The sequence below is a fragment of the Enterobacter sp. RHBSTW-00994 genome, assembly GCF_013782625.1.
Lineage (GTDB): Bacteria > Pseudomonadota > Gammaproteobacteria > Enterobacterales > Enterobacteriaceae > Enterobacter.
The window spans coordinates 1,450,795-1,470,519 of record NZ_CP056199.1; the positions used below are offsets into that span (position 1 = coordinate 1,450,795).

At 52.9% G+C, this 19,725-nt stretch carries 15 protein-coding genes; 5 read left to right on the forward strand and 10 right to left on the reverse strand.

The genetic code is table 11. The features are described 5' to 3' along the window. Positions 1-50: 50 nt before the first annotated feature. Positions 51-1,373, forward strand: a complete 1,323-nt coding sequence (locus tag HV346_RS06850; RefSeq protein WP_181622781.1) for a PTS transporter subunit EIIC — start codon at positions 51-53, stop codon at positions 1,371-1,373. Positions 1,374-1,389: 16 nt separating this feature from the next. Continuing rightward, entirely contained in the window at positions 1,390-2,106 is a 717-nt protein-coding gene (locus HV346_RS06855) for a GntR family transcriptional regulator (RefSeq protein ID WP_181622782.1), read from the forward strand. Positions 2,107-2,121: 15 nt separating this feature from the next. Here HV346_RS06855 and HV346_RS06860 read toward each other — a convergent pair whose 3' ends face one another. Both HV346_RS06860 and ldtB read right to left on the reverse strand, forming a co-directional pair. Next, positions 2,122-2,931 carry a glycosyltransferase family A protein gene (locus tag HV346_RS06860; protein WP_181622783.1) on the reverse strand — a complete coding sequence of 270 codons (810 nt, stop codon included), beginning with the start codon at positions 2,929-2,931 and terminating at the stop codon, positions 2,122-2,124. A gap of 245 nt (positions 2,932-3,176) precedes the next feature. Continuing rightward, positions 3,177-4,097 carry a L,D-transpeptidase gene (ldtB, locus tag HV346_RS06865; protein ID WP_181622784.1) on the reverse strand — a complete coding sequence of 307 codons (921 nt, stop codon included), beginning with the start codon at positions 4,095-4,097 and terminating at the stop codon, positions 3,177-3,179. A gap of 221 nt (positions 4,098-4,318) precedes the next feature. Here ldtB and HV346_RS06870 point away from each other — a divergent pair, with 221 nt between their 5' ends. Continuing rightward, the gene (locus HV346_RS06870) at positions 4,319-5,914 is read left to right on the forward strand and encodes an ABC-F family ATPase (RefSeq protein ID WP_181622785.1); all 1,596 of its coding nucleotides are present in this window, start codon (positions 4,319-4,321) and stop codon (positions 5,912-5,914) included. Positions 5,915-6,095: 181 nt separating this feature from the next. Here HV346_RS06870 and HV346_RS06875 read toward each other — a convergent pair whose 3' ends face one another. Together HV346_RS06875 and HV346_RS06880 are read right to left on the reverse strand one after the other, a co-directional pair. Next, the gene (locus tag HV346_RS06875) at positions 6,096-8,459 is read right to left on the reverse strand and encodes a glycoside hydrolase family 31 protein (protein WP_181622786.1); all 2,364 of its coding nucleotides are present in this window, start codon (positions 8,457-8,459) and stop codon (positions 6,096-6,098) included. Positions 8,460-8,476: 17 nt separating this feature from the next. After that, positions 8,477-9,778, reverse strand: coding sequence for an MFS transporter (locus HV346_RS06880; protein ID WP_181622787.1), 1,302 nt, complete (start codon positions 9,776-9,778; stop codon positions 8,477-8,479). 288 nt (positions 9,779-10,066) lie between these two features. Between HV346_RS06880 and HV346_RS06885 the strand changes: the two genes are divergently transcribed. After that, positions 10,067-11,134 (forward strand): LacI family DNA-binding transcriptional regulator, encoded by a 1,068-nt coding sequence (locus tag HV346_RS06885; protein WP_181622788.1) that lies wholly within the window; start codon positions 10,067-10,069, stop codon positions 11,132-11,134. Here the strand turns inward: HV346_RS06885 and HV346_RS06890 are convergent. From HV346_RS06890 to HV346_RS06905, 4 genes are all read right to left on the reverse strand, one after another. Then, positions 11,131-12,387: a DUF1479 domain-containing protein gene (locus tag HV346_RS06890; protein WP_181622789.1), complete on the reverse strand. Its 1,257-nt coding sequence runs from the start codon at positions 12,385-12,387 to the stop codon at positions 11,131-11,133. The two genes, HV346_RS06885 and HV346_RS06890, sit on opposite strands and share 4 nt — an antisense overlap. A gap of 148 nt (positions 12,388-12,535) precedes the next feature. Next, complete coding sequence (locus HV346_RS06895; RefSeq protein WP_181622790.1) at positions 12,536-13,351, reverse strand: Cof-type HAD-IIB family hydrolase; 816 nt, start codon at positions 13,349-13,351, stop codon at positions 12,536-12,538. 167 nt (positions 13,352-13,518) lie between these two features. Beyond that, positions 13,519-15,951: a formate C-acetyltransferase/glycerol dehydratase family glycyl radical enzyme gene (locus HV346_RS06900; protein WP_181623711.1), complete on the reverse strand. Its 2,433-nt coding sequence runs from the start codon at positions 15,949-15,951 to the stop codon at positions 13,519-13,521. Positions 15,952-15,956: 5 nt separating this feature from the next. Next, positions 15,957-16,856 (reverse strand): glycyl-radical enzyme activating protein, encoded by a 900-nt coding sequence (locus HV346_RS06905; protein WP_181622791.1) that lies wholly within the window; start codon positions 16,854-16,856, stop codon positions 15,957-15,959. Between the two features lie 128 nt (positions 16,857-16,984). On the opposite strand from HV346_RS06905, the gene fsa reads away from it, so the two are divergent. After that, a complete protein-coding gene (gene fsa / locus HV346_RS06910; RefSeq protein ID WP_181622792.1) occupies positions 16,985-17,647 on the forward strand; it encodes a fructose-6-phosphate aldolase in 663 nt (220 codons plus the stop codon). Between the two features lie 81 nt (positions 17,648-17,728). On the opposite strand, the gene moeB is transcribed toward fsa, so the two are convergent. Both moeB and moeA read right to left on the reverse strand, forming a co-directional pair. After that, on the reverse strand, positions 17,729-18,481 hold the full coding sequence (gene moeB, locus HV346_RS06915; RefSeq protein WP_181622793.1) for a molybdopterin-synthase adenylyltransferase MoeB: 753 nt from the start codon (positions 18,479-18,481) through the stop codon (positions 17,729-17,731). A gap of 2 nt (positions 18,482-18,483) precedes the next feature. Beyond that, on the reverse strand, positions 18,484-19,716 hold the full coding sequence (gene moeA, locus HV346_RS06920; RefSeq protein ID WP_181622794.1) for a molybdopterin molybdotransferase MoeA: 1,233 nt from the start codon (positions 19,714-19,716) through the stop codon (positions 18,484-18,486). Positions 19,717-19,725: the final 9 nt, after the last annotated feature.

Genomic DNA, 19,725 nt, shown 5'->3' on the forward strand with positions numbered 1-19,725 from the left:
TTGTACGCTGCCGGGCCGTTTTTGTGACTGATAAATGGGAAATATCCGCTATGTCTGAAACAAAAATAACACCGAATATGCAGTCTTTTGTCGACAGATTTGTTGAGTTTTCAGCACGCCTGGCAAACCAGGTGCATCTTCGCTCCCTGCGTGATGCCTTCGCCACGGTAATGCCGATTTTTATTCTGGCGGGCCTGGCAGTGCTGGTGAACAATGTGGTGTTTCCCTGGATCTTTGAGGGCGACACGCTGACACAGTTTAAGGTGTGGGGCGAGGCTATTATCAACGGTACGCTGAATATAGCGGCGCTGTTGCTGGCTCCGATGATCGCCTGGTCGCTGGCGCGCAACAAAGATTTCGACAATCCGGTCTCGGCAGTGGTGATCGCCGTCAGCAGTTTTATCATTATGATGCCCATGCATCTGCAACTGACTCCCGTAGGAAGCCAGACAACGGTGAACGTCACGCAGGTGCTGACGTTTGCCAATATAGGCTCCACCGGGATTTTTGCCGGAGTGCTGATTGGCCTCCTTTCCACTGAGGTCTTTATTGCCATTTCGCGGTTAAAAGCGTTGCAGATCTCACTTGGGGAGAATGTCCCTCCGGCGGTCAGCAAATCCTTTACCGCACTGATCCCGACTATCCTCACGCTCTCTTTATTTGCGGTGCTGGCCGCCTTGCTGGCGAATGTGATGCATACGGATTTGATCCACCTGATCACCACCTTTATTCAGCAACCCTTACGACTAATTAATACCAGTCTGCCCGGTACTATTTTTATCTATAGCTTTGTTAACTTCCTGTTTACGTTGGGTATTCACCAGTCAGTGGTGAACAGTGTGGTGCTGGAGCCATTTTTGCTCATCAATACGAATGAGAACATGCTGGCTTTTGCTAACGGCCAGCCTGTTCCTCATATCATCAATAACATCTTTGTCCCAACATTCGGTATGGTGGGCGGAACCGGGAGCACCATTTCACTCCTGCTGGCGATTTTTATCTTCTCGCGGCAAAAATCTGCAAAACAGGTGGCGCGGTTATCCCTGGCGCCGGGATTATTCAATATCAATGAGCCGGTTATCTTTGGCTTACCGATTGTCTTTAACCTGCCGCTGATGATCCCGTTTGTCCTGCTGCCAGCGATTGGCATTTACGTTGCCTGGCTATGCACTACGCTGGGATGGATGTCGCGCTGTGTGGTGATGATCCCCTGGACGACACCGCCCATTCTTAGCGCATGGCTGGCGACGGCAGGGGACTGGCGGGCGGTGGTGGTGCAGTTGGCAATCATTGTATTTGGTGTATTCTTCTACCTGCCTTTCCTCAAAATTGCCGAGAGAGTGGCGTTAAAAAACAGCGGGATAGAAAACTAATTGTAAGGAAAGGACGATGGCGGCTAAGTACATCACCATTGCACGGGAAATCAAGAAACGCATTATCAGCCAGCAGTATGCCGCTAGTGAGCCGTTGCCAGACCAGTTTGCGCTGGCAGCGGAGTTCAGTACCAGCCGTATGACCATTCAACAGGCGATGCGCCAGTTGATTGTCGAAGGTCTGGTATATACCCGTCAGGGGCAGGGGACGTTTATTCGTAAGAATTTCCTGCAACTCTCGCAATGGGATCTCTCTGGTAGTGACTATTTTGGGGCGACAAAAACATGGGAACATCTTGGAACAGTCACAAGCCAGGTTGTGCACTTTGAACTGCGTTTCCCGAACGAGAAAGAGCAGGCATCCCTGATGATAAACGGTGATGCGCCAGTCTATGATTTTGTCCGTCTGCGTTTATTGAATGGTGAGCCGATGTCGCTGGATTCAACCGTAATGCCGCTGAACCTGGTTCCGGGGTTGAACAAAAGCCACCTCGAAAGCTCGGTATTCCGTTATGTGCAAGAAACGCTAGGGCTCAAAATTATGGGATCATACCGTGTTGTGCGTGCACTCAAGCCGAATGCCCTGGACATGCAGCACCTGGTTTGTGAGCAAACCGATCCGGTTCTGGAGGTTGAGCAGGTTATCTATCTGGAAGATGGCACACCGCTAGAGTATGCGCATTGTCATTATCGTTATGACCACGGTGGGATCGTGATTGTGAACAACGGGTAAGTATTTACCCGCATCTCAGGCGCATGACTCAAAGTAATTGTCGGTATCTTTTATGTAGAGATCGTTCTGGCACAGATAGTGAATTTGACCTGGTTTAAATGTGAAACGCATTTTTTGCAGGAATGAGCGTTTAATTTTGCTGGTATTTGTTCGGGAAAGACCATAGTCATGAATAATTTCATGGATATGACGAATGTTTTGCGCTGAAACATAAACAGGTGTTTTGGTTAATTGAATAAGTTTACTGATCCAGATGTCATCCGCGCAGGGGCATACTGTCAAAAAGTCTTCATTATCATGAAAATATTGAGGAATCATATTTTTTTTAAGTACGACGCCACCAAGTCCCGTAATAATATAGTCCTGATCTATCACTTTTGGTGTGGTAATTAACGGGAAATTTCTATAACTATCAAGAATATCTTTTTTCTTTTTTATCGTTTTTCTGACGCGAATAGCCACGACGTATTCTTGATTATGGTGATAAAAATCACTCAGCAGGTTTTCAGTCCACACATCGTTATAAATAGCGTCGTCATCAGCATAAATCAGTATATCGTCTCCTGTTGCTTCTCGCAGAGCAGGGAACAACTTACGGTACGGGCCTGTGTTTTTAACCCAGCGGAAAATAAGGTTTATGCCTGTTTGTCGGATCTTTTCTGCCCACACGGGTTCTTCGGTGATGCCTTCATCACTGAGGTATGGCTCTCTGGATACCCAAACAACAATCTGATCCACCGTTTTACTCTGGTTCGCAAGTGACCATACGGTTTGCGAACAGAGATAAAGACGCGATTTTGTAGTTGTTAAATTAATACTGATCATCGTAAGAAACGTGCTCCAGAAAAATTATGCAATTACAAATAACGCAGAAAACACCGGGCTATAAGTGGCTGGATGATATCACTGGGAAGAATAGATGTAACCCCATCTGGCTAACATAAAATGGCCGTAATGAGACATATAGCATCTTTAATACATTTTTCTGGGAGATATAAATACGGAACACAAAAAAATAAAAACCCCGATGATTCGGGGTTTTTTAGGAACGCTTTAATAAGCAGAACGGATTAGTTTAAGCGTACTGGCATACCAGAGCGGTTTTGAATAGCCTGATCAACAATCGTGCTTTCAACGTCCTGCTGAGCTGTGACGGCTTGTACCGCTTTAGTCAGAGTCACAGGTACGGTTTCGTTATTGTTAATCTGATCTTCGCTAGTGGAGAGCGGGTTATGAACTTCAATATAACGGCTACCATCTGGCTCTGACGTTGCTTTTACTGGTTCGTTGATGAACTGAACGCGCGTGCCAACTGGAACGTTTTCAAACAGGAATTTGATGTCGTCGTTACGCAGACGCACACAACCATGGCTCACACGCAGACCAATACCGAAGTTGGCGTTGGTTCCGTGGATCGCGTACAAGCGGCCAATGTAGAGAGCATACAGACCCATAGGGTTATCCGGGCCGGCAGGAACAACGGCTGGCAATGGTTCGCCTGCTGCAATGTATTCTGCGTGCATTTTGGCGGTTGGCGTCCAGGTTGGACCCGCTTTTTTACGCTCAACTTTGGTGGTCCAGTTCATCGGGGTATCTTTACCCAACTGGCCGATACCAATTGGCAGAACGATGACCGTGTTTGTCCCTTTCGGGTAGTAGTAAAGACGCATTTCGGCGCTATTAATGACGATACCTTCATGAACGGTATCTGGCAGAATCAGCTGCTGAGGAATGTTCAATACCGTACCGGCTTTCGGCAGATAAGGGTCTACACCTGGATTGGCTTCCAGCATGTTGGACAGGCCTAGCTGATACTCAGCGGCGTAATATTCCAGCGGCTGGGTGTTTCCTTCCTCAATGGTGACGACCTGGTTTTGACCTACCAGACGGCTACCGTCTGTCGGCAGTGGATACGTCACCGCAGAAGCGGTTTTGCAAAAACCTACTACGGCAAACGCCGCCGCTAAAAGCGTTGTTAATTTCATGTTCATGTTGTGCGAGGTATCTGGCCACTCAGGCGATTAGTTGATAAGTCTGAATCATTGATGGGAGCGCATTATATGTGCATTCCCGCTAACAGGGAAATCAGATGTGTACGAAATCACACTTTTTTCGGTTTTGTTATAGTTTAGTGGCGAATTGCAACACGGGATCTCATTTCGGAATTGTGGCATAATGCCGTGTTTATCACACTTTTTCGCAGGAATCTCCCGTGTTAGTTACCAGCAACGTCACTATGCAGTTTGGCAGTAAGCCGCTGTTTGAAAACATTTCCGTCAAGTTTGGCGGCGGCAACCGTTACGGCCTGATTGGTGCCAACGGTAGCGGCAAATCTACCTTTATGAAGATTCTGGGTAGCGATCTCGAACCTACACTGGGCAACGTGTCGCTCGATCCGAATGAGCGTATCGGTAAGCTGCGTCAGGATCAGTTTGCCTTTGAAGAATTTACCGTACTCGATACCGTGATCATGGGACACGGAGAGCTGTGGGAAGTGAAACAAGAACGTGACCGCATCTACGCCCTGGCAGAAATGAGCGAAGAAGACGGCTATAAAGTGGCTGATCTCGAAGTACTTTATGGCGAAATGGACGGTTACTCTGCTGAATCTCGTGCGGGCGAACTGCTGCTTGGCGTGGGCATTCCTGTTGAACAACATTATGGTTTGATGAGTGAAGTGGCCCCAGGCTGGAAACTGCGTGTGTTGCTTGCGCAGGCGCTGTTCTCTAACCCGGACATTCTGCTGCTCGACGAACCAACGAACAACCTGGACATCGATACCATTCGCTGGCTGGAGCAGACGCTGAACGAGCGTGACAGCACCATGATTATCATCTCGCACGACCGTCACTTCCTGAACATGGTCTGTACCCACATGGCGGATCTGGATTACGGCGAACTGCGCGTTTACCCAGGCAACTACGACGAGTACATGACGGCGGCAACTCAGGCGCGTGAGCGTCTGCTGGCTGATAACGCCAAGAAGAAAGCGCAAATTGCTGATCTGCAATCCTTCGTGAGCCGATTCAGTGCGAATGCGTCAAAATCCCGTCAGGCGACCTCACGTGCTCGTCAGATTGACAAGATCAAACTTGACGAAGTGAAGGCCTCCAGCCGTCAGAACCCGTTCATCCGCTTCGAGCAGGATAAGAAACTGTTCCGTAACGCGCTGGAAGTGGAAGCCCTGGCTAAAGGGTTCGATAACGGCCCATTGTTTAAAAACTTCAACCTGTTGCTGGAAGTGGGTGAGAAGATTGCCATTCTGGGAGCGAACGGCGTGGGTAAATCCACCATGCTGAAAACGCTGGTTGGCGAACTTCAGCCTGACAACGGGACGGTGAAGTGGTCTGAGAATGCGCAGATTGGTTACTACGCACAGGATCATGAATTTGAATTCGAAAATGATCTGACCGTATTCGACTGGATGAGCCAGTGGAAGCAGGAAGGGGATGACGAGCAGGCTGTTCGTAGCATTCTGGGGCGTCTTCTGTTCAGCCAGGACGATATTAAAAAGCCTGCCAAAGTGCTTTCTGGTGGTGAAAAAGGCCGCATGCTGTTTGGCAAGCTGATGATGGAAAAACCGAATATTCTGGTCATGGATGAACCAACCAACCACCTGGATATGGAATCGATCGAGTCGCTGAACATGGCGCTGGAAATGTACCAGGGGACGTTGGTCTTCGTGTCCCACGACCGTGAGTTTGTTAGCTCGCTGGCAACCCGTGTGATTGAAATTACGCCAGAACGCGTGGTGGACTTCACCGGCAACTACGAAGATTATCTGCGTAGCAAAGGCATCGACAACTAATTTCCCGTTGTCTTTTACGCAGCAGATGCGTTGGCTTCACCTGTTCACCCCGGTCACTTACTGATGTAAGCGCCCGGGGATTCACTGGCTTACCGCCTTCCTGCAGCGCGAAATACTGAGGGAAAGGAGTATTGCTCCTGTTCCCTCTCCTAATGGGAGAGGGTGAGGGCATCAGGCCGTACTACACCACCCATTCACCACCTTCAACACCATTCACCAGCAGCTTGCGTTTTTCCCCTGTCGGTAATGATACCTTCAGCGCTTGCCACGCCGGACGATAATCCCCGCGCGCATTCACCTTCAGATTGATGGTTGCCCCATCGCACACCATCTCCCACTCAACCCACAACGCGTTGCCTGTCTGATATCCCCAGCTTTCGCCATCATCTTCGAACAGCAAACCTGATGTCGTGCCGACACCTTTGACAGGGAACAGCTTCAGTTCACGCGCGTCATCTTTTTCCGCGCAGACATGGGTGATGCGTTCGCTGAGCGGCAACCCCGCCCCTGCGCGAACCAGAAGCGGGAGTTTTTCCAGCGGGGCGTCGAGGACAATCCACTGAGCACCCGAGAACCATTCGTGGGTGTAGAAATCGTACCAGCCGGTTTCGTTATCCGGTAACCAGACGCGGCGCTCACGTTGCCCGGCTTCAACCACGCTTGCGACCAAAACGTCGCGGCCCAGCAGGAAGTCGTCACACTCGTCGAAGGTCTGCGCATCATGTTCGTGATCGAGGAAGGTCGGGCGCAGCATTGGCTCATCGTCGGCATGTGCCTGCCAGAGCAGGGTGTAGAGGTAAGGTAGCAGACGATAGCGCAGTTCAATCGCGCTACGGATCGCAGGCGTAACGCCCGGATACATCCATGGCTCATTAACGGTGTGATCGTCATTCCAGGAGTGAATGGTGAAACGTGGGTGCATCACGCCGTTTTGTACCCAACGAACGAACAGCTCTGCATCCGGCTTATCACCGGAGAAACCGCCGACGTCATGACCGACGTTAAACAGCCCTGACAGGCTCATTCCCAGCCCCATGCGGGTGTTATAGCGCAACGTATCCCAGTTGGTGCGGTTGTCGCCGCTCCAGGTCTGGACATAGCGCTGCATCCCTGCGCAGCCGGAACGTGAAATCAGATACGGGCGTTTTTCTGGCGCAAAACGCTGCTGTGCTTCCAGCGAAGCACGCATCATCAACAGCGGCATCACCGGACGGATGTGCTTAATCGCAATCTCCTGGCCAAAGCCATGGCAGCGGGCTTCTCCGTCCCACACTTCAAATTCATTGTTATCGTTCCAGGTGGAGTCGATGCCCATCTCCAGTAACTGAGTGGTAACGCCTTCTTGCCACCACTGGATCGTCTGTGGGTTCGTAAAATCCAGGTTTGAACCTTCGTCATCCCAGAAGCTTGAACGTTCTGGGGCGTCGGTTTCGGAGTCACGAATGAACAACCCTTTTTCCGCCACTTCGTTATAGCGTGGGTGATCCTGCAACAAACAGGGTTTGATATTTGCCGCGAGTTTCAGCCCTGCGTCATGGAAGGCCTGGCTCATCACTTTCGGCTGCGGCACTTTGTCGTAGTTCCAGTTAAAGACGTAGCGTTTACCGTTGATGGAGGTATAGCCGGACGAGAGCTGGAACGAATCGCACGGGATCGCGTGTTCTTCGCACAGGCGAATAAAGTTCATCAGCTGGTTTTGCGCGTCCGGCGCATCGGTGTAGTGCATGGTCGAGCCGCTATAACCCAGGCTCCATTTGGGACCGAACAGGGTTTTACCGGTCAAACGCACAAAGACTTTGGTGACATCCAGCACCCGTTTACCGGTAAACATGTAGTAATCAATGTCACCCGCTTCCGCTTGCCAGCGGCGATAAGCGGTGTGGTAGTTATCAATTTCGTTACCCAGATCCAGCCAGCAACTGCTCAGGTTATCGTAGAACAGGCCATAGCTGACGTCATCGCGGCGCGCGATAGTGAACGGAATATGTTTGTACAAAGGGTCTGTGCTGACGGCGTTATACCCCATTGCATCCAGGTTACGCATCTCATAGCGCTTACCGTTGCGTTGTAAATCACCGGCCTTTTCGCCCAGGCCATAAAAACGTTCATCCTTGCGACGGCTCAGGTAGTGCGCCACGCCGTCGCCGTGGGCATTCAGCAAATAGGCACTCGTCGGGCGATCGTTGACCAACGGCTGCCACTCACCCGCGTCGCTGCGATAATGCCACTCCAGCCACAGTGGCTGGTGCACCGTCACGCGCAGTTGTTCTGTTGCAACGGTAAGCATGTCGTCCTGCTGAGTAAGCTGCCAGGCCGGGCAAGAAAATCCACTGAGATCCTGGCGATCGCGCCCTTCCCAGGGCACATCTTTCTCCGGGGCGATACTCCAGGTTTTGTCCAGAGCCAGTCCGCCTTTGCGCTTAATCAGCACACGAAACAGATTCTCTTCCAGCACATACAGACACAGATGATGTTGGTTATCGAGCAGCAGTTCCAGATGGTTCGCCGTCTGCTTATTGAGGGTCCAGCTTTTCAGGGTTTTCATATGCAATACATCCACTATCAGGCGCGCTTGGCGCGGCGTTCAGCAATAAATGCTACCAGGAAGAAAGCGCCAATCAGGTCGAAGAACCCCATGGCGATAAACAGCGGGTTAAAGCCGATTTTGTCGGCGGTCACCCCAATCAAAAGGGAGAAAAGGAAGCTCGCGATCCACGCAGCCGAGCCGCGCATACCATTGACGGTCGCCATCTGGCCTTTATCGAATGACTCCACGACCAGCGCGCTCAACATGCAGGAGATGATCTGATGCCCGAAGCCACCAATTGAGATCAGTACGATGGTGATATACGGATCACGCGTAATGGCGACGGCGGCCAGGGAGATCATCAAAAATGCGCCAGTGACGGAGCTCGCCACCACAGAGTTAACACGGGTGCAGCCAAACACGCGGGTGTACAGGCGTGTAAGGTATCCACTCACAACACTGCCCAGGTCGGCAGCAAGGAACGGCAACCAGGCGAACATAGCTATTTGCTTCAGATCCATGCCGTGTTCTTTGGCAAGGTACAACGGAACCCAGAAGCTCAGAACGGCCCAGGCTGGCTCCGCCATAAAGGCCGGGATGGCAATACCATAGAAGCGCTTATTCCTGGAGACGGTTTTCAGCGCGGTGAGGAAAGGCAGTTTCATGGCGGGCGGTTCATTATCCTGCTTGATAAACGCCAGCTCGTCTTTGCTCAGATTCGGATGCTGCTCAGGGTTATGGTAGAACGCCCACCACAGGATCACCCACAGCAACGCCAGCACGCCGGTAAACATAAACGCACCCTGCCAGCCAAAGGAGGCATGCGCGAAGTAGATGATCGGCGGGGCGAGCATTGCGCCAATTGAGAAGCCGACTCCCGCCCAGCCAGCGGCAATCGGGCGCTCTGATTTCGGGAACCATTCACCAATCGTTTTGGCGTTAGCCGGCGTCGCCGCCGCTTCTGATGCCCCCATAAAGAAGCGCAGGATAGCCAGATGCAGCCAGCTTCCGGCTCCTGCATGGAAAATACACATCAGTGCCCACAGACCGGCGCACACCATAAAACCAATTTTCAGCCCAATGACATCGATCAGCCAGCCGCACAGGGGCTGGAAAATGGTATAGGCAATCTGGAACGCGCCCACAATCCAGGAATACTGTTCGGTGGTGATGCCCACGCTCTCTTTCAGTTCCGGAGCAAGGATACCGAGAGAGTTACGGGTGATGTAGTTGACGGTTACGCCCAGCAAAAACAGTACCAGCACATACCAGCGCAGGTTCTTTATGACGCGGCGAGTTTTGCTCGTCGCCACAGTGTTGTTGATGTCCTGACTCATTTCGTTCTCCACAAGACGGACGGGTAGGGGATAAGGTTTAGGTGTCATGCATATTTTTTAACTATTTGATAGTTATCTGTTTTGTTGTTTAAAGCTGATATACAACTAGTATGGAAGATGTGTGACAAGTTCACCTTAAGGGAGAAAAAGAACTGGCAATAGTGGATTTTGTGCAAACTTTCTCATAACTACCGCTAATCGTTTGGCATGATGCATTCCATGACCGATAGTGCCTGATATTTACGTCATGAAAATTTTTTCATTTAGCAAACGGAGCGAGATCACAAAATGGATAAAAGGCTAAAAATTGCCGAGATTGCCGCTCGCACAGCGCTTTCCATCAGCACGGTTTCGCGTGTACTGGCAGGAAAAGCCAATACCAGCGAAAAGGCGCGTAGCAAGGTGCTGGAATGTGCACGGCAACTGGGCGTTATGGAGGGGCTGGCTGCTGGTCGCTTGCTGCTCAACAGTCTGGTGGTCTTTGCTCCACAGCGCGCGTTTGATGAGCGGTCCGACATCTTTTACTACCGCGTGATCCAGAGTGTCAGTAAAGGTCTGGCCTCACATGAAGTACGGTTGCGCTATTGTGCGCTGGAAGAGAATGACAGTGACGCACAGCTGTTTCTGGCGCGAATGAACGAGCCAGATACCCAGGCCGCAATTCTGCTGGGGATAGACGATCCGCATATTCACGATTTGGCGGTAGATATCGGCAAACCCTGCATGTTGATTAACTGCCGGGACCGCCTCATGCGCCTTCCTGCGGTTGCGCCCGACCACCGCGCGATTGGCGAACGTGCTGCTGAATACCTGTTTGAAATGGGGCATCGTGAGGTAATGAATGTGCTCTGCCTGCGGCGCTACACCATGGAACTGCGTCTGTCGGGAATGCGTGACGCATGGCAGGCACATAACCTGAAGTTTACGGATAAACGTGATCTGCTGGTGATCCCGAGTTTCAGTGCCAAAGAGACAGAGCAACGGGTCAGTGAGTGGCTGAGTCAAAGCAAAAACGTGCCTACGGCCTTTCTGGTCGGAGGGGATTTTATGGCCGCAGGTACGATAAGCGCCCTGCAAAAAAAGGGGTTACGCGTGCCGCAGGATGTCTCAGTGATGAGCATTGACGGCTTTAACCTGGCGGCTATTCAGGATGTGCCATTAACCGCCGTACATGTCCCGCGGGATGAGCTGGGTACAGAAGCGGTGCATATGCTCCAGCAACGGCTGATGCGCCCGGATGCAGCTGTCGGAACCCTGTTGCTGAACGGTTCACTGGCGGTGCGGGAGTCCGTCCGGCGGATACGTCAGGGAAAACGACGCACCGCCGTTGAGCGGGAAGGGTTATACGATGTTTAGGCCATACCCAGCGCGCGTTTGCCGTGGATGTTCAGATCGTCCAGGGTGAAGCGGTCCTGCCAGGTTTTTTCATAATCTTCACGCGGGAAATCCCCCGGCGAAGCCCCGGTTTCCAGTGCTGCTTTGACTTTCTTCGCGTAGGCGAGGTTTTTCTCACACATCGGTGCGGCAGGGATGTACATCACATTGCCCCAGCCTTGCTGGTTTTCGACAGGCGCAACAGAGTGGATCACATCGCAGTGCCACCAGACGGAATCACCGGCTTCCAGAGCAGGAATGCTGGTGAGTGCTTCGATAAGCAGTGGATGCCATTTTTCGGAAATGGGCAGCACGCGGCCAGGGGCAACACCGCACAGCTCATCTTCCGGTACATCGTCCAGCAATGGGCGCAGCAGAATATATGCCATCGCTTCCGGGATCGGAACCACATGCAGCAGACCTTGATCCGGGATCATATCGGAGAGCGCAGTCCAGCCCTGGAAGGTGCGGAACACGGAACATTTCGTGGTGTTATCCACGGTGTACTCTTCAACGTCGGTGCGATGCGCCGCATTCCACGGATCGTATTGATCCACATTGCCGTCAAAGACGCGGGCGAACACCTGCTGGTAAGCCGGAAGTAGCCAGCGTTCCAGCGCTCCGGAGTCGGTGTGTGCTCCCAGCCCTTTTGACGTGGTTCCTGGCGGGCGGCGGCGGATACGATCCGGGTAAATCACGCTGACATCCGGGTTAAACCACTGTTTACCGTTGCTCTCGAATGTCCATAAACGGTTCAGGAACGACTGGACCTGCGCCATCTCTTCACTCTGGCGTGCCTGCATTTGCGCCTGTGACCAGTAGATCGGGTAAATCTCCGGGCGTGAAGCGGTTAATGTGCCGAAGAAGTTATCGCCAGGCCCTTTGTAGACCGCATCAAACTGGTTGAGATCAAGATAGTCGAGCATGGCGTTATCCCACGCCAGCGCTTGCTCGCGCGGGAAATGACCTTTGATGACGGCACAGCCCCGGCGTTTAACGGCATCACGCTGTTCTGCGGTGATACTGCCGTTTTTGACATCTGCAAACGGGATCACCGGCCAAACGGATCCGCCTTTGCTTTTCAACGTATTTATTTCGGCCACGCGGGTCGCAATTTTGTCGCTGAGCGTATCGAAAACCGCCTGAACGTCACCGATCTGCACACGTAACTCACGTTTCATCTGACGGATCGCGGCTTTGTGGTCCGCTGGCAAAATCTCACTGGTAAACGTCATAACTGCCTCGCATCTTTCATTCGAAAGTAAAAATATCTACAAGTGATACTTTAAGTTAAAAAATGGTTAATGCAAGTTTAAAATCTTGACGTACAGCACAGGATGAAAAAAGAGTGTGTTGCCGGGGAATGACACCGGCAACGGGGGATCAGGCGTCGAACGGGGAAGCGGTATCGAGCACGGCCTGAATGACATTCAGTGCGCCCTGGTGGTTGTTATCGTCAGTGGCAAAATGGCTGATCGCTTTGATGTTTTCTGCGGCATTACCCATGGCAAATGAATACTTCACCAGCCTGAGCATTTCGGCATCGTTGCCGCTGTCACCGATGGCGACACACTCCTGTGGCGAGATTTTCCAGCGCTTCAGTAACCGGCTGATGCCATTGGCTTTGTGCAGGCCTGGGATAATCAAATCGACAAAGCCAAACCCGCTGGTGACAGGTTTCATAATGCCGTCCAGCGACACATGCAGCTTATCGATTAAACCAGGGATATCACTGTCTGGCAGATTCAGGGAGAACTTGAACAGCACATCGTCGATCTCACGGTAATCGCTGATGCGTTTTAAGCGGTGATAGTGCTTTGACATCAGTGCCACAAACTCTTCCGGCGCGGTATTGCTCACATAGGCGCTGTCCAGACCGCAGGCCACGAAGTTAAGCTGTTTATCCTTGAGCAGTTCACCAATCACAATTTGTGACTCATGACGAGTCAACTCGCCATGGAAAATCTGTTCCCCGTGTTCGAAAACCAGAGCGCCGTTTTCTGCCACAAAAGAGATCTGTTCTTTCAGTTCCGGGAAGAAGGAGATGAGCTGGTAATACTGGTTGCCGCTGGCGACAACAAATTCAATATTACGGGCTTTAAGTTGCTCGAATTGCGCCTGAAAGCGGATACGATCGTACTGCTTGGCATCATCAAGAAAAGTTCCGTCCATATCGGTGACGATAACTTTAACGGTCATACATTGCGCTCCTGAATATTACTGCGACCAGCAACATTCTAATAACAACGTGACCTGAACCACAAATTTATTTCATTCGAAAGTAAAAGCAAAACGGCAACCGACGTTGCCGTTTTAGTGTTTTTATCCTCTCCCGCCAGTTGAGTGCCGGGGTGAGGGGGACTCTGTTACAGCGTATGTTCTGTACGCGCAATAATATCGTCCTGCGCATCTGGTGACAGGGCAGTGAAGAACGCTGAGTAACCCGCTACGCGCACCACCAGATCGCGATACTGGTCCGGATGTTTCTTCGCTTCCAGCAGCGTTTCACGGGAGACAATGTTGTACTGAATATGCCAACCTTTATGTACTTCAAAGAACGTACGCAGCAGTACCATCAGCTTCTGGCGGTCACTGTCATTCTCCAGCGTTGACGGATTCAATTTCTGGTTTAACAGCACGCCGCCCAGAATGGCTTCCGTTGGTAATTTACCGACGGAGCCGATGACTGCAGTTGGGCCGAGATGGTCTGTACCCGATGCCGGGCTTGCCCCTTCAGCCAGCGGCGTGTGCGCTTTACGTCCGTCCGGTGTCGCCATGGTGGCTGCGCCAAACGGCACGTTAGCTGAAATTGAGGACGTACCGGCGTAGTAGTTCCCTCCAATTGGGCCACGGCCATAGCGCGGGTTGTGGTACTGCTTCAGCTCTTCGATATAGGTTGCATAGGCACGGGTGAGCAGTAAGTCCACACTGTCATCGTCGTTACCGTACTTCGGTGCACCGTTGATCAGACGTTGGCGCAACTGTTCGTGAGTCAGCCCTTCGTAATCATCGGCCAGTGCGGCAGCAAGCTGTTGCTGGCCGATCGCACCCTGTTCGAAGACCAGTTTCTTCACAGCAGCCAGGCTGTTACCGAGGTTAGCAATGCCGACCTGGAGACCTGAAACCCAGTCATACTTCGCGCCGCCTTGCTTAATGCTCTTCGCGCGTTCAATACAGTCGTCGACCAGGGCCGAGCAGAGAATATCGTGCACGTTCTCTTCCAGCATGGTATCCACCACGTACTCAATCTCGATGGATTTACGCGTGTAGTAACGGATCTGGGTATCCCAGGCCGCCATGACCTCGTCGAAATTATCGAAATTACCGGCAGAAAGAGCCTTTTCCTGAGGCAGGAAGACTTTTCCGCTGGTGGCATCGCGGCCGCCTTCCAGTGCGGCCAGCATCACGCGGGCGAAGTTAATAAAGCTCATGCCCGTACAGCGATAGCCCCACTTACCACCCACTGCGGTTTCGATACAGCCAATGGCGGCATAGTCGTAGGCATCTTCTCTCTCTATGCCGAGTTTGATGAATTCCGGGATCACGATTTCATCGTTGTTAAAGGCGGGCATACCAAAGCCACAGCGAATGACCTGCACGCAGGCATCGAGGAAATCGTTGCTCATGCCAGCATGGTAACGCACGCTCAGGTTTGGCTGTGTTGAGCGCAGGCGGCCGCAGGATTCCAGAATGGCGTAAGAGAGTGGATTCACCGCATCCATTGGCTCGCCATTGATCAGCGTTTGTCCGCCGATGGTGACGTTCTGGTACAGCGGGCTACCCGCAGAGGCTTTAGAGTGCGAGCCGGAGCGGATCTTGTTCACTTCCAGCAGCTTCAGCCAGCAGCTGTGCAGCAGCTCGATGGCGTGCTCGCGGTCAAGGCTCTGGTTCAGTTCCACGTCGCGGCGATAGTACGGATAGAGATACTGGTCCATACGGGCAAACGATACGGAGTGACCGTTGGATTCAATTTGCAGGATCAACTGGATGAAGTAGCACAGCTGTAGCGCCTGCCAGAAGGTTTTTGGTGGTTCGTGGGCAATCACATCGCAGTTTTCGGCCATTGCCAGCAGTTCATCGCGGCGGCTTTCACGGGTTTCGCTGGAGGCCATTTCGCGCGCCAGGCCAGCAAAACGTTTGATATGCAGGCTCACCGCTTCCAGCACAATATCGATCGCTTTCAGGAATTGATCGCCGTGCAGGTCTTCCAGGTAGGTCAGGTTGATGCGGGAACGACGCTCGTCCACCTTGCGGCGCATGCCATCAAGACCTTCCTCCAGTACCAGCGGGAAGTTAACGGCCAGGTGTGCATCGCCTGATGTCATGTTGCCTTCGGCTTTGATAATACCGGTTTCCAGCAGACCTTTTTGCTCATCAGTAAACATGCCGTAGCAGCGATCCTGTACGGTCTGACCACGCCACCAGGGGCAAATCTCATGTAAAACGCGTTTATTCTCTTCGCTTACCGCAAAGCCTGCACCAGGACGATCAGCCAGATCATCAATCTCTTTTTCTATCCAGGAGACGGTGTATTCCGGGAAGATGGGCGCGGCGCGCACTTCACTTGCCTGGTTACCGATAATCAACTCATCGTGTTTGATCCAGATGGTGCGTTGTGCCAGGTGATGCGCCAGGGCCAGTGCACGACGCACCGGGATAGGCTTGTCCATATGCTGTTGGTACATCTCGGTATAGTGCTGCGCGCGTTCGGTACAGACCGGCGGCTTAACGATATGCACCAGGGCGGTTTTGTGTGCCTTAATACGGTCGCTGAGCGTGTTGAGATTCAGAGTAGTCATCATATTTATCCTCGTAAGGTCGCGGTTAACCCTTTCTGGCAGGCATACTGCTGCGCAAAGTCCAGTAGCGCAGGGTTATCCAGCGGTTTATCAGGGGCAGAGTAAGGTTGGTCGAGCAGGGTGTATTTGTTCATGCCCAGCGTGTGATAGGGCAGAAAATGGATGTCGTGAACGTTCAGTTCATCGGCGGCAAAATCAGTAATAGCGGTAATGGATGCTTCATCAGCGTTAAAGCCCTGGATCAGCGGTACACGGATCGTAATCTGTTTTCCGGCGGCAGCCAGGCGTTTCAGGTTATCCAGAATCCGTTTTGCCGATCCGTCCGTCCACTGTTTGAAAACGTCACCCTCGACGTGTTTCAGGTCGGCCAGGAACAGATCGATATAGGGCAGGGATGGTTCGATATAGTGCCACGGCACGTGCAGGCAAGTTTCGACCGCCGTATGTATGCCCTGATCGTGGCTGGATTTAAACAGGGAAAGGGCGAGATCCGGGTTCATAAAGGGTTCGCCACCGGAGAGGGTGATCCCGCCGCCGCTTCGATCGTAAAATGGTTTATCGCGCAAAACGGTCGCCATAATCTCCGGGACCTGCTGCTCTTCGCCGCAAACGGTGAGTGCCTGCGTCGGGCAACATGAGGTGAGGGTGTCGAGCGTCTCTTCGCTCAGTTTTTCGCGGTGGATGACCAGCCCATTCAGCGTGCGATCGATAATGCCCGGCGCCGCCTGTTGGCACAGGTCGCACCCTTCAAGACACAGGCGAGCGTCAAACAGCACATCCCGCGTGCGGGAACGGCTTTCCGGGTTCTGACACCAGCGACAGCCCAGTGAGCAACCTTTCAGGAACACCACGGTACGAATTCCGGGGCCATCGTGGGTAGAATAACGCTGAATATTGAAGATCATTTTTTCGCCTCTCGTGTTGCATATGAAGATTAAATTACTTTCGAATGAAAGTTATCTTGATATGGGTCAACTCTTGAGCGGGTTTTGCCGTGATAGGGTTAGTGCAGGCTAATTTTGAGGGTTACATCATGGAACTTTATCTCGACACATCCGACGTTGCGGCAGTTAAAAAGCTGGCGCGTGTTTTCCCGCTGGCGGGGGTAACAACCAACCCAAGCATTGTGGCAGCCGGGAAAAAACCGCTGGAGGTGTTACTGCCGGAATTGCATGACGCAATGGGCGGGAAAGGGCGACTGTTCGCTCAGGTGATGGCAACGACCGCTGAAGGGATGGTGGAAGATGCGCGCAAACTCCGCGCGATTATTCAAGACCTGGTGGTGAAAGTCCCTGTGACGGCAGAAGGTCTGGCGGCCATCAAAGTGCTGAAGGCTGAAGGGATCCCGACGTTGGGAACGGCTGTCTATGGTGCAGCCCAGGGCATGTTGTCTGCTCTGGCGGGAGCAGAGTACGTCGCACCTTACGTTAACCGTGTCGATGCCCAGGGCGGTGACGGGATCCAGACCGTTGCGGAATTACAGCAATTGCTGACGCTGCACGCGCCACAGTCAAAAGTGCTGGCGGCGAGCTTTAAGACGCCGCGTCAGGCGCTGGATTGTCTGCTGGCGGGATGTGAGTCGATTACATTGCCGCTGGATGTCGCACAGCAGTTTATCACTTCACCAGCGGTTGATGCCGCTGTCGCGAAGTTTGAACAGGACTGGCAGAGCGCGTTTGGGCGAACGTCGATTTAATTGATGCGGCCTGATGCCCACACTCCCTCACAGGGAGAGAGGGCAAACACGAAAACGGCAACCCGAGGGTTGCCGTTTGTTTTAGCCCCCACACACCTCACACCCAGGGTTTCGCATCAGTTTCATCTCACGAAACTGGCAGGTCATCGCGTCATACATCACGATTTTCCCCGCAGCCGGTGTGCCGTAATGGGCTAACACTTTGATGGCTTCCATGGCCTGCAACGACCCTATCACCCCGACCAGCGGCGCCATCACCCCCGCTTCCACACAGGTCAGCGCATTTTCACCAAACAGACGGCTTAAACAGCGATAGCAGGGCTCATTCTCGGCGTAGGTAAATACGCTGATTTGCCCTTCCATGCGGATAGCCGCGCCGGAAACCAGCGGAATTTTATGGGCAAAACAGCCTGCATTCAGCTGATTGCGAATGGCGACGTTATCGGTGCAGTCCAGCACCAGATCGTGCCGGGCAATTTGCGCGAACAGCGCGTCGTCATCCAGCATGGCATCAATGAGCGTGAACTGAACGTGAGGATTAATACGTGCCAGAGCCTGGCGCGCAGAGTCGACTTTCGGTTCGCCAACGGTCGCGTCGCTGTGTAGCGTCTGACGTTGCAGATTGGAGACCGACACCGTATCGAAATCCAGCAACGTCATACGGCCTGTGCCCGCAGCAGCCAGATACTGTGCGGCTGCGCAGCCCAGTCCCCCCAGTCCGACAACCAGGACGTTAGCGGCCTTGAGGGCTTCCTGACCGTCAAAATCGAAACCGCGCAGCACAATCTGGCGGTTATATCGCAGCATCTCCTGATCGCTCAGTTCTACCGCCATGATTAGCCTCCGAACAGGTGGTTGAAGGTTTCCACCTCTACCCATTCACCGACATCCACATTGCCGCGCTCACGCTCAAGCACGATAAAGCAGTTCCCCTGGCTGAACGAACTGAAAATATGCGAACCCTGATGACCCGTAGTGCTGACTTCCAGATCTCCATCGGCGTTGCGCGCCAGTATACCGCGCTGGAAATCGAGACGACCCGGCGATTTCTTCAGCCGTGTTGCCGTTCGCACGCGCAGGCGTTCCGGAAGCGGGCTGGCGGTGTTACCAGAAAGTTTTGCCAGCAGCGGCTGCACCAGTTGATAGAAGGTCAGCGCCGCTGAAACCGGGTTACCCGGCAGGCCGCAGAACCAGCTGTGTTTCAGTTTGCCAAATGCGAAAGGTTTGCCCGGTTTGATGGCCAGTTTCCAGAAGCCGATTTCGCCCAGCTCGTCGAGAATGGTTTTGGTGTAATCCGCTTCGCCTACGGAGACGCCACCTGAACTGATCACCACGTCAGCGGAGGCATCCGCTTCAATAAAGGCCGCACGCAGTTTCTCCGGGTCATCCGGAATGATCCCGAGGTTAACCACTTCACAGCCCAGTTGCTCCAGCATCAGATGGACCGCCAGACGGTTGGTGTCATAAATCTGACCGTCATGCAGTGGCTGCCCTGGCGACTGTAATTCATCTCCGGTTGAGAAAAGCGCCACGCGAACTTTACGGATAACGTCAATATCGGCTATACCGAGCGATGCCAGCACGGGCAGTTCGGCGACCGTCAGTTTTTGTCCGGCCGTGAATACGGTTGCACCGCGCGTAATATCTTCACCCGCCCGGCGGATGTTCTGGCCGGCTTTAACACTGGCAGTAAAGCGGACACCGCCTTCGGTTTGTTCGGTTTCTTCCTGCATCACCACGGCATCACAACCCGCGGGAACCGGCGCACCGGTCATAATCCGCACGCAACTGCCTGCTGGCCATTCACCGCTAAACGGCTGACCGGCGAACGCTTTACCGGCGACAGGCAACGCGGCTCCCGTCTGGATATCCGCCAGGCGTACCGCGTAACCGTCCATTGCGGAGTTATCGAATCCTGGCACGTTGAGTGGGGAGACGATATCGCGCGCAACAATACGACCAAAACAGCGCACTAACGGCAGTGTCTCCTGATCGTGCAACGGGGTGATGCGATCGAGCATCTGCGTGAGTGCCGTCTCAAGCGACATCAGTCCGGCGGTAAAATCCATGGGTGGCTC

What these genes read in the sequence shown, in the direction of transcription:
- HV346_RS06875 (WP_181622786.1), bottom strand. Translation starts at nt 8,459, where the DNA reads ATGAAAACCCTGAAAAGCTGGACCCTCAATAAGCAGACGGCGAACCAT.
- HV346_RS06905 (WP_181622791.1), bottom strand. Translation starts at nt 16,856, where the DNA reads ATGATCTTCAATATTCAGCGTTATTCTACCCACGATGGCCCCGGAATT.
- ldtB (WP_181622784.1), bottom strand. Translation starts at nt 4,097, where the DNA reads ATGAACATGAAATTAACAACGCTTTTAGCGGCGGCGTTTGCCGTAGTA.
- moeB (WP_181622793.1), bottom strand. Translation starts at nt 18,481, where the DNA reads ATGGCGGTAGAACTGAGCGATCAGGAGATGCTGCGATATAACCGCCAG.
- HV346_RS06890 (WP_181622789.1), bottom strand. Translation starts at nt 12,387, where the DNA reads ATGACGTTTACCAGTGAGATTTTGCCAGCGGACCACAAAGCCGCGATC.
- HV346_RS06885 (WP_181622788.1), top strand. Translation starts at nt 10,067, where the DNA reads ATGGATAAAAGGCTAAAAATTGCCGAGATTGCCGCTCGCACAGCGCTT.
- HV346_RS06900 (WP_181623711.1), bottom strand. Translation starts at nt 15,951, where the DNA reads ATGACTACTCTGAATCTCAACACGCTCAGCGACCGTATTAAGGCACAC.
- HV346_RS06850 (WP_181622781.1), top strand. Translation starts at nt 51, where the DNA reads ATGTCTGAAACAAAAATAACACCGAATATGCAGTCTTTTGTCGACAGA.
- HV346_RS06895 (WP_181622790.1), bottom strand. Translation starts at nt 13,351, where the DNA reads ATGACCGTTAAAGTTATCGTCACCGATATGGACGGAACTTTTCTTGAT.
- HV346_RS06860 (WP_181622783.1), bottom strand. Translation starts at nt 2,931, where the DNA reads ATGATCAGTATTAATTTAACAACTACAAAATCGCGTCTTTATCTCTGT.
- HV346_RS06855 (WP_181622782.1), top strand. Translation starts at nt 1,390, where the DNA reads ATGGCGGCTAAGTACATCACCATTGCACGGGAAATCAAGAAACGCATT.
- moeA (WP_181622794.1), bottom strand. Translation starts at nt 19,716, where the DNA reads ATGGATTTTACCGCCGGACTGATGTCGCTTGAGACGGCACTCACGCAG.
- fsa (WP_181622792.1), top strand. Translation starts at nt 16,985, where the DNA reads ATGGAACTTTATCTCGACACATCCGACGTTGCGGCAGTTAAAAAGCTG.
- HV346_RS06880 (WP_181622787.1), bottom strand. Translation starts at nt 9,778, where the DNA reads ATGAGTCAGGACATCAACAACACTGTGGCGACGAGCAAAACTCGCCGC.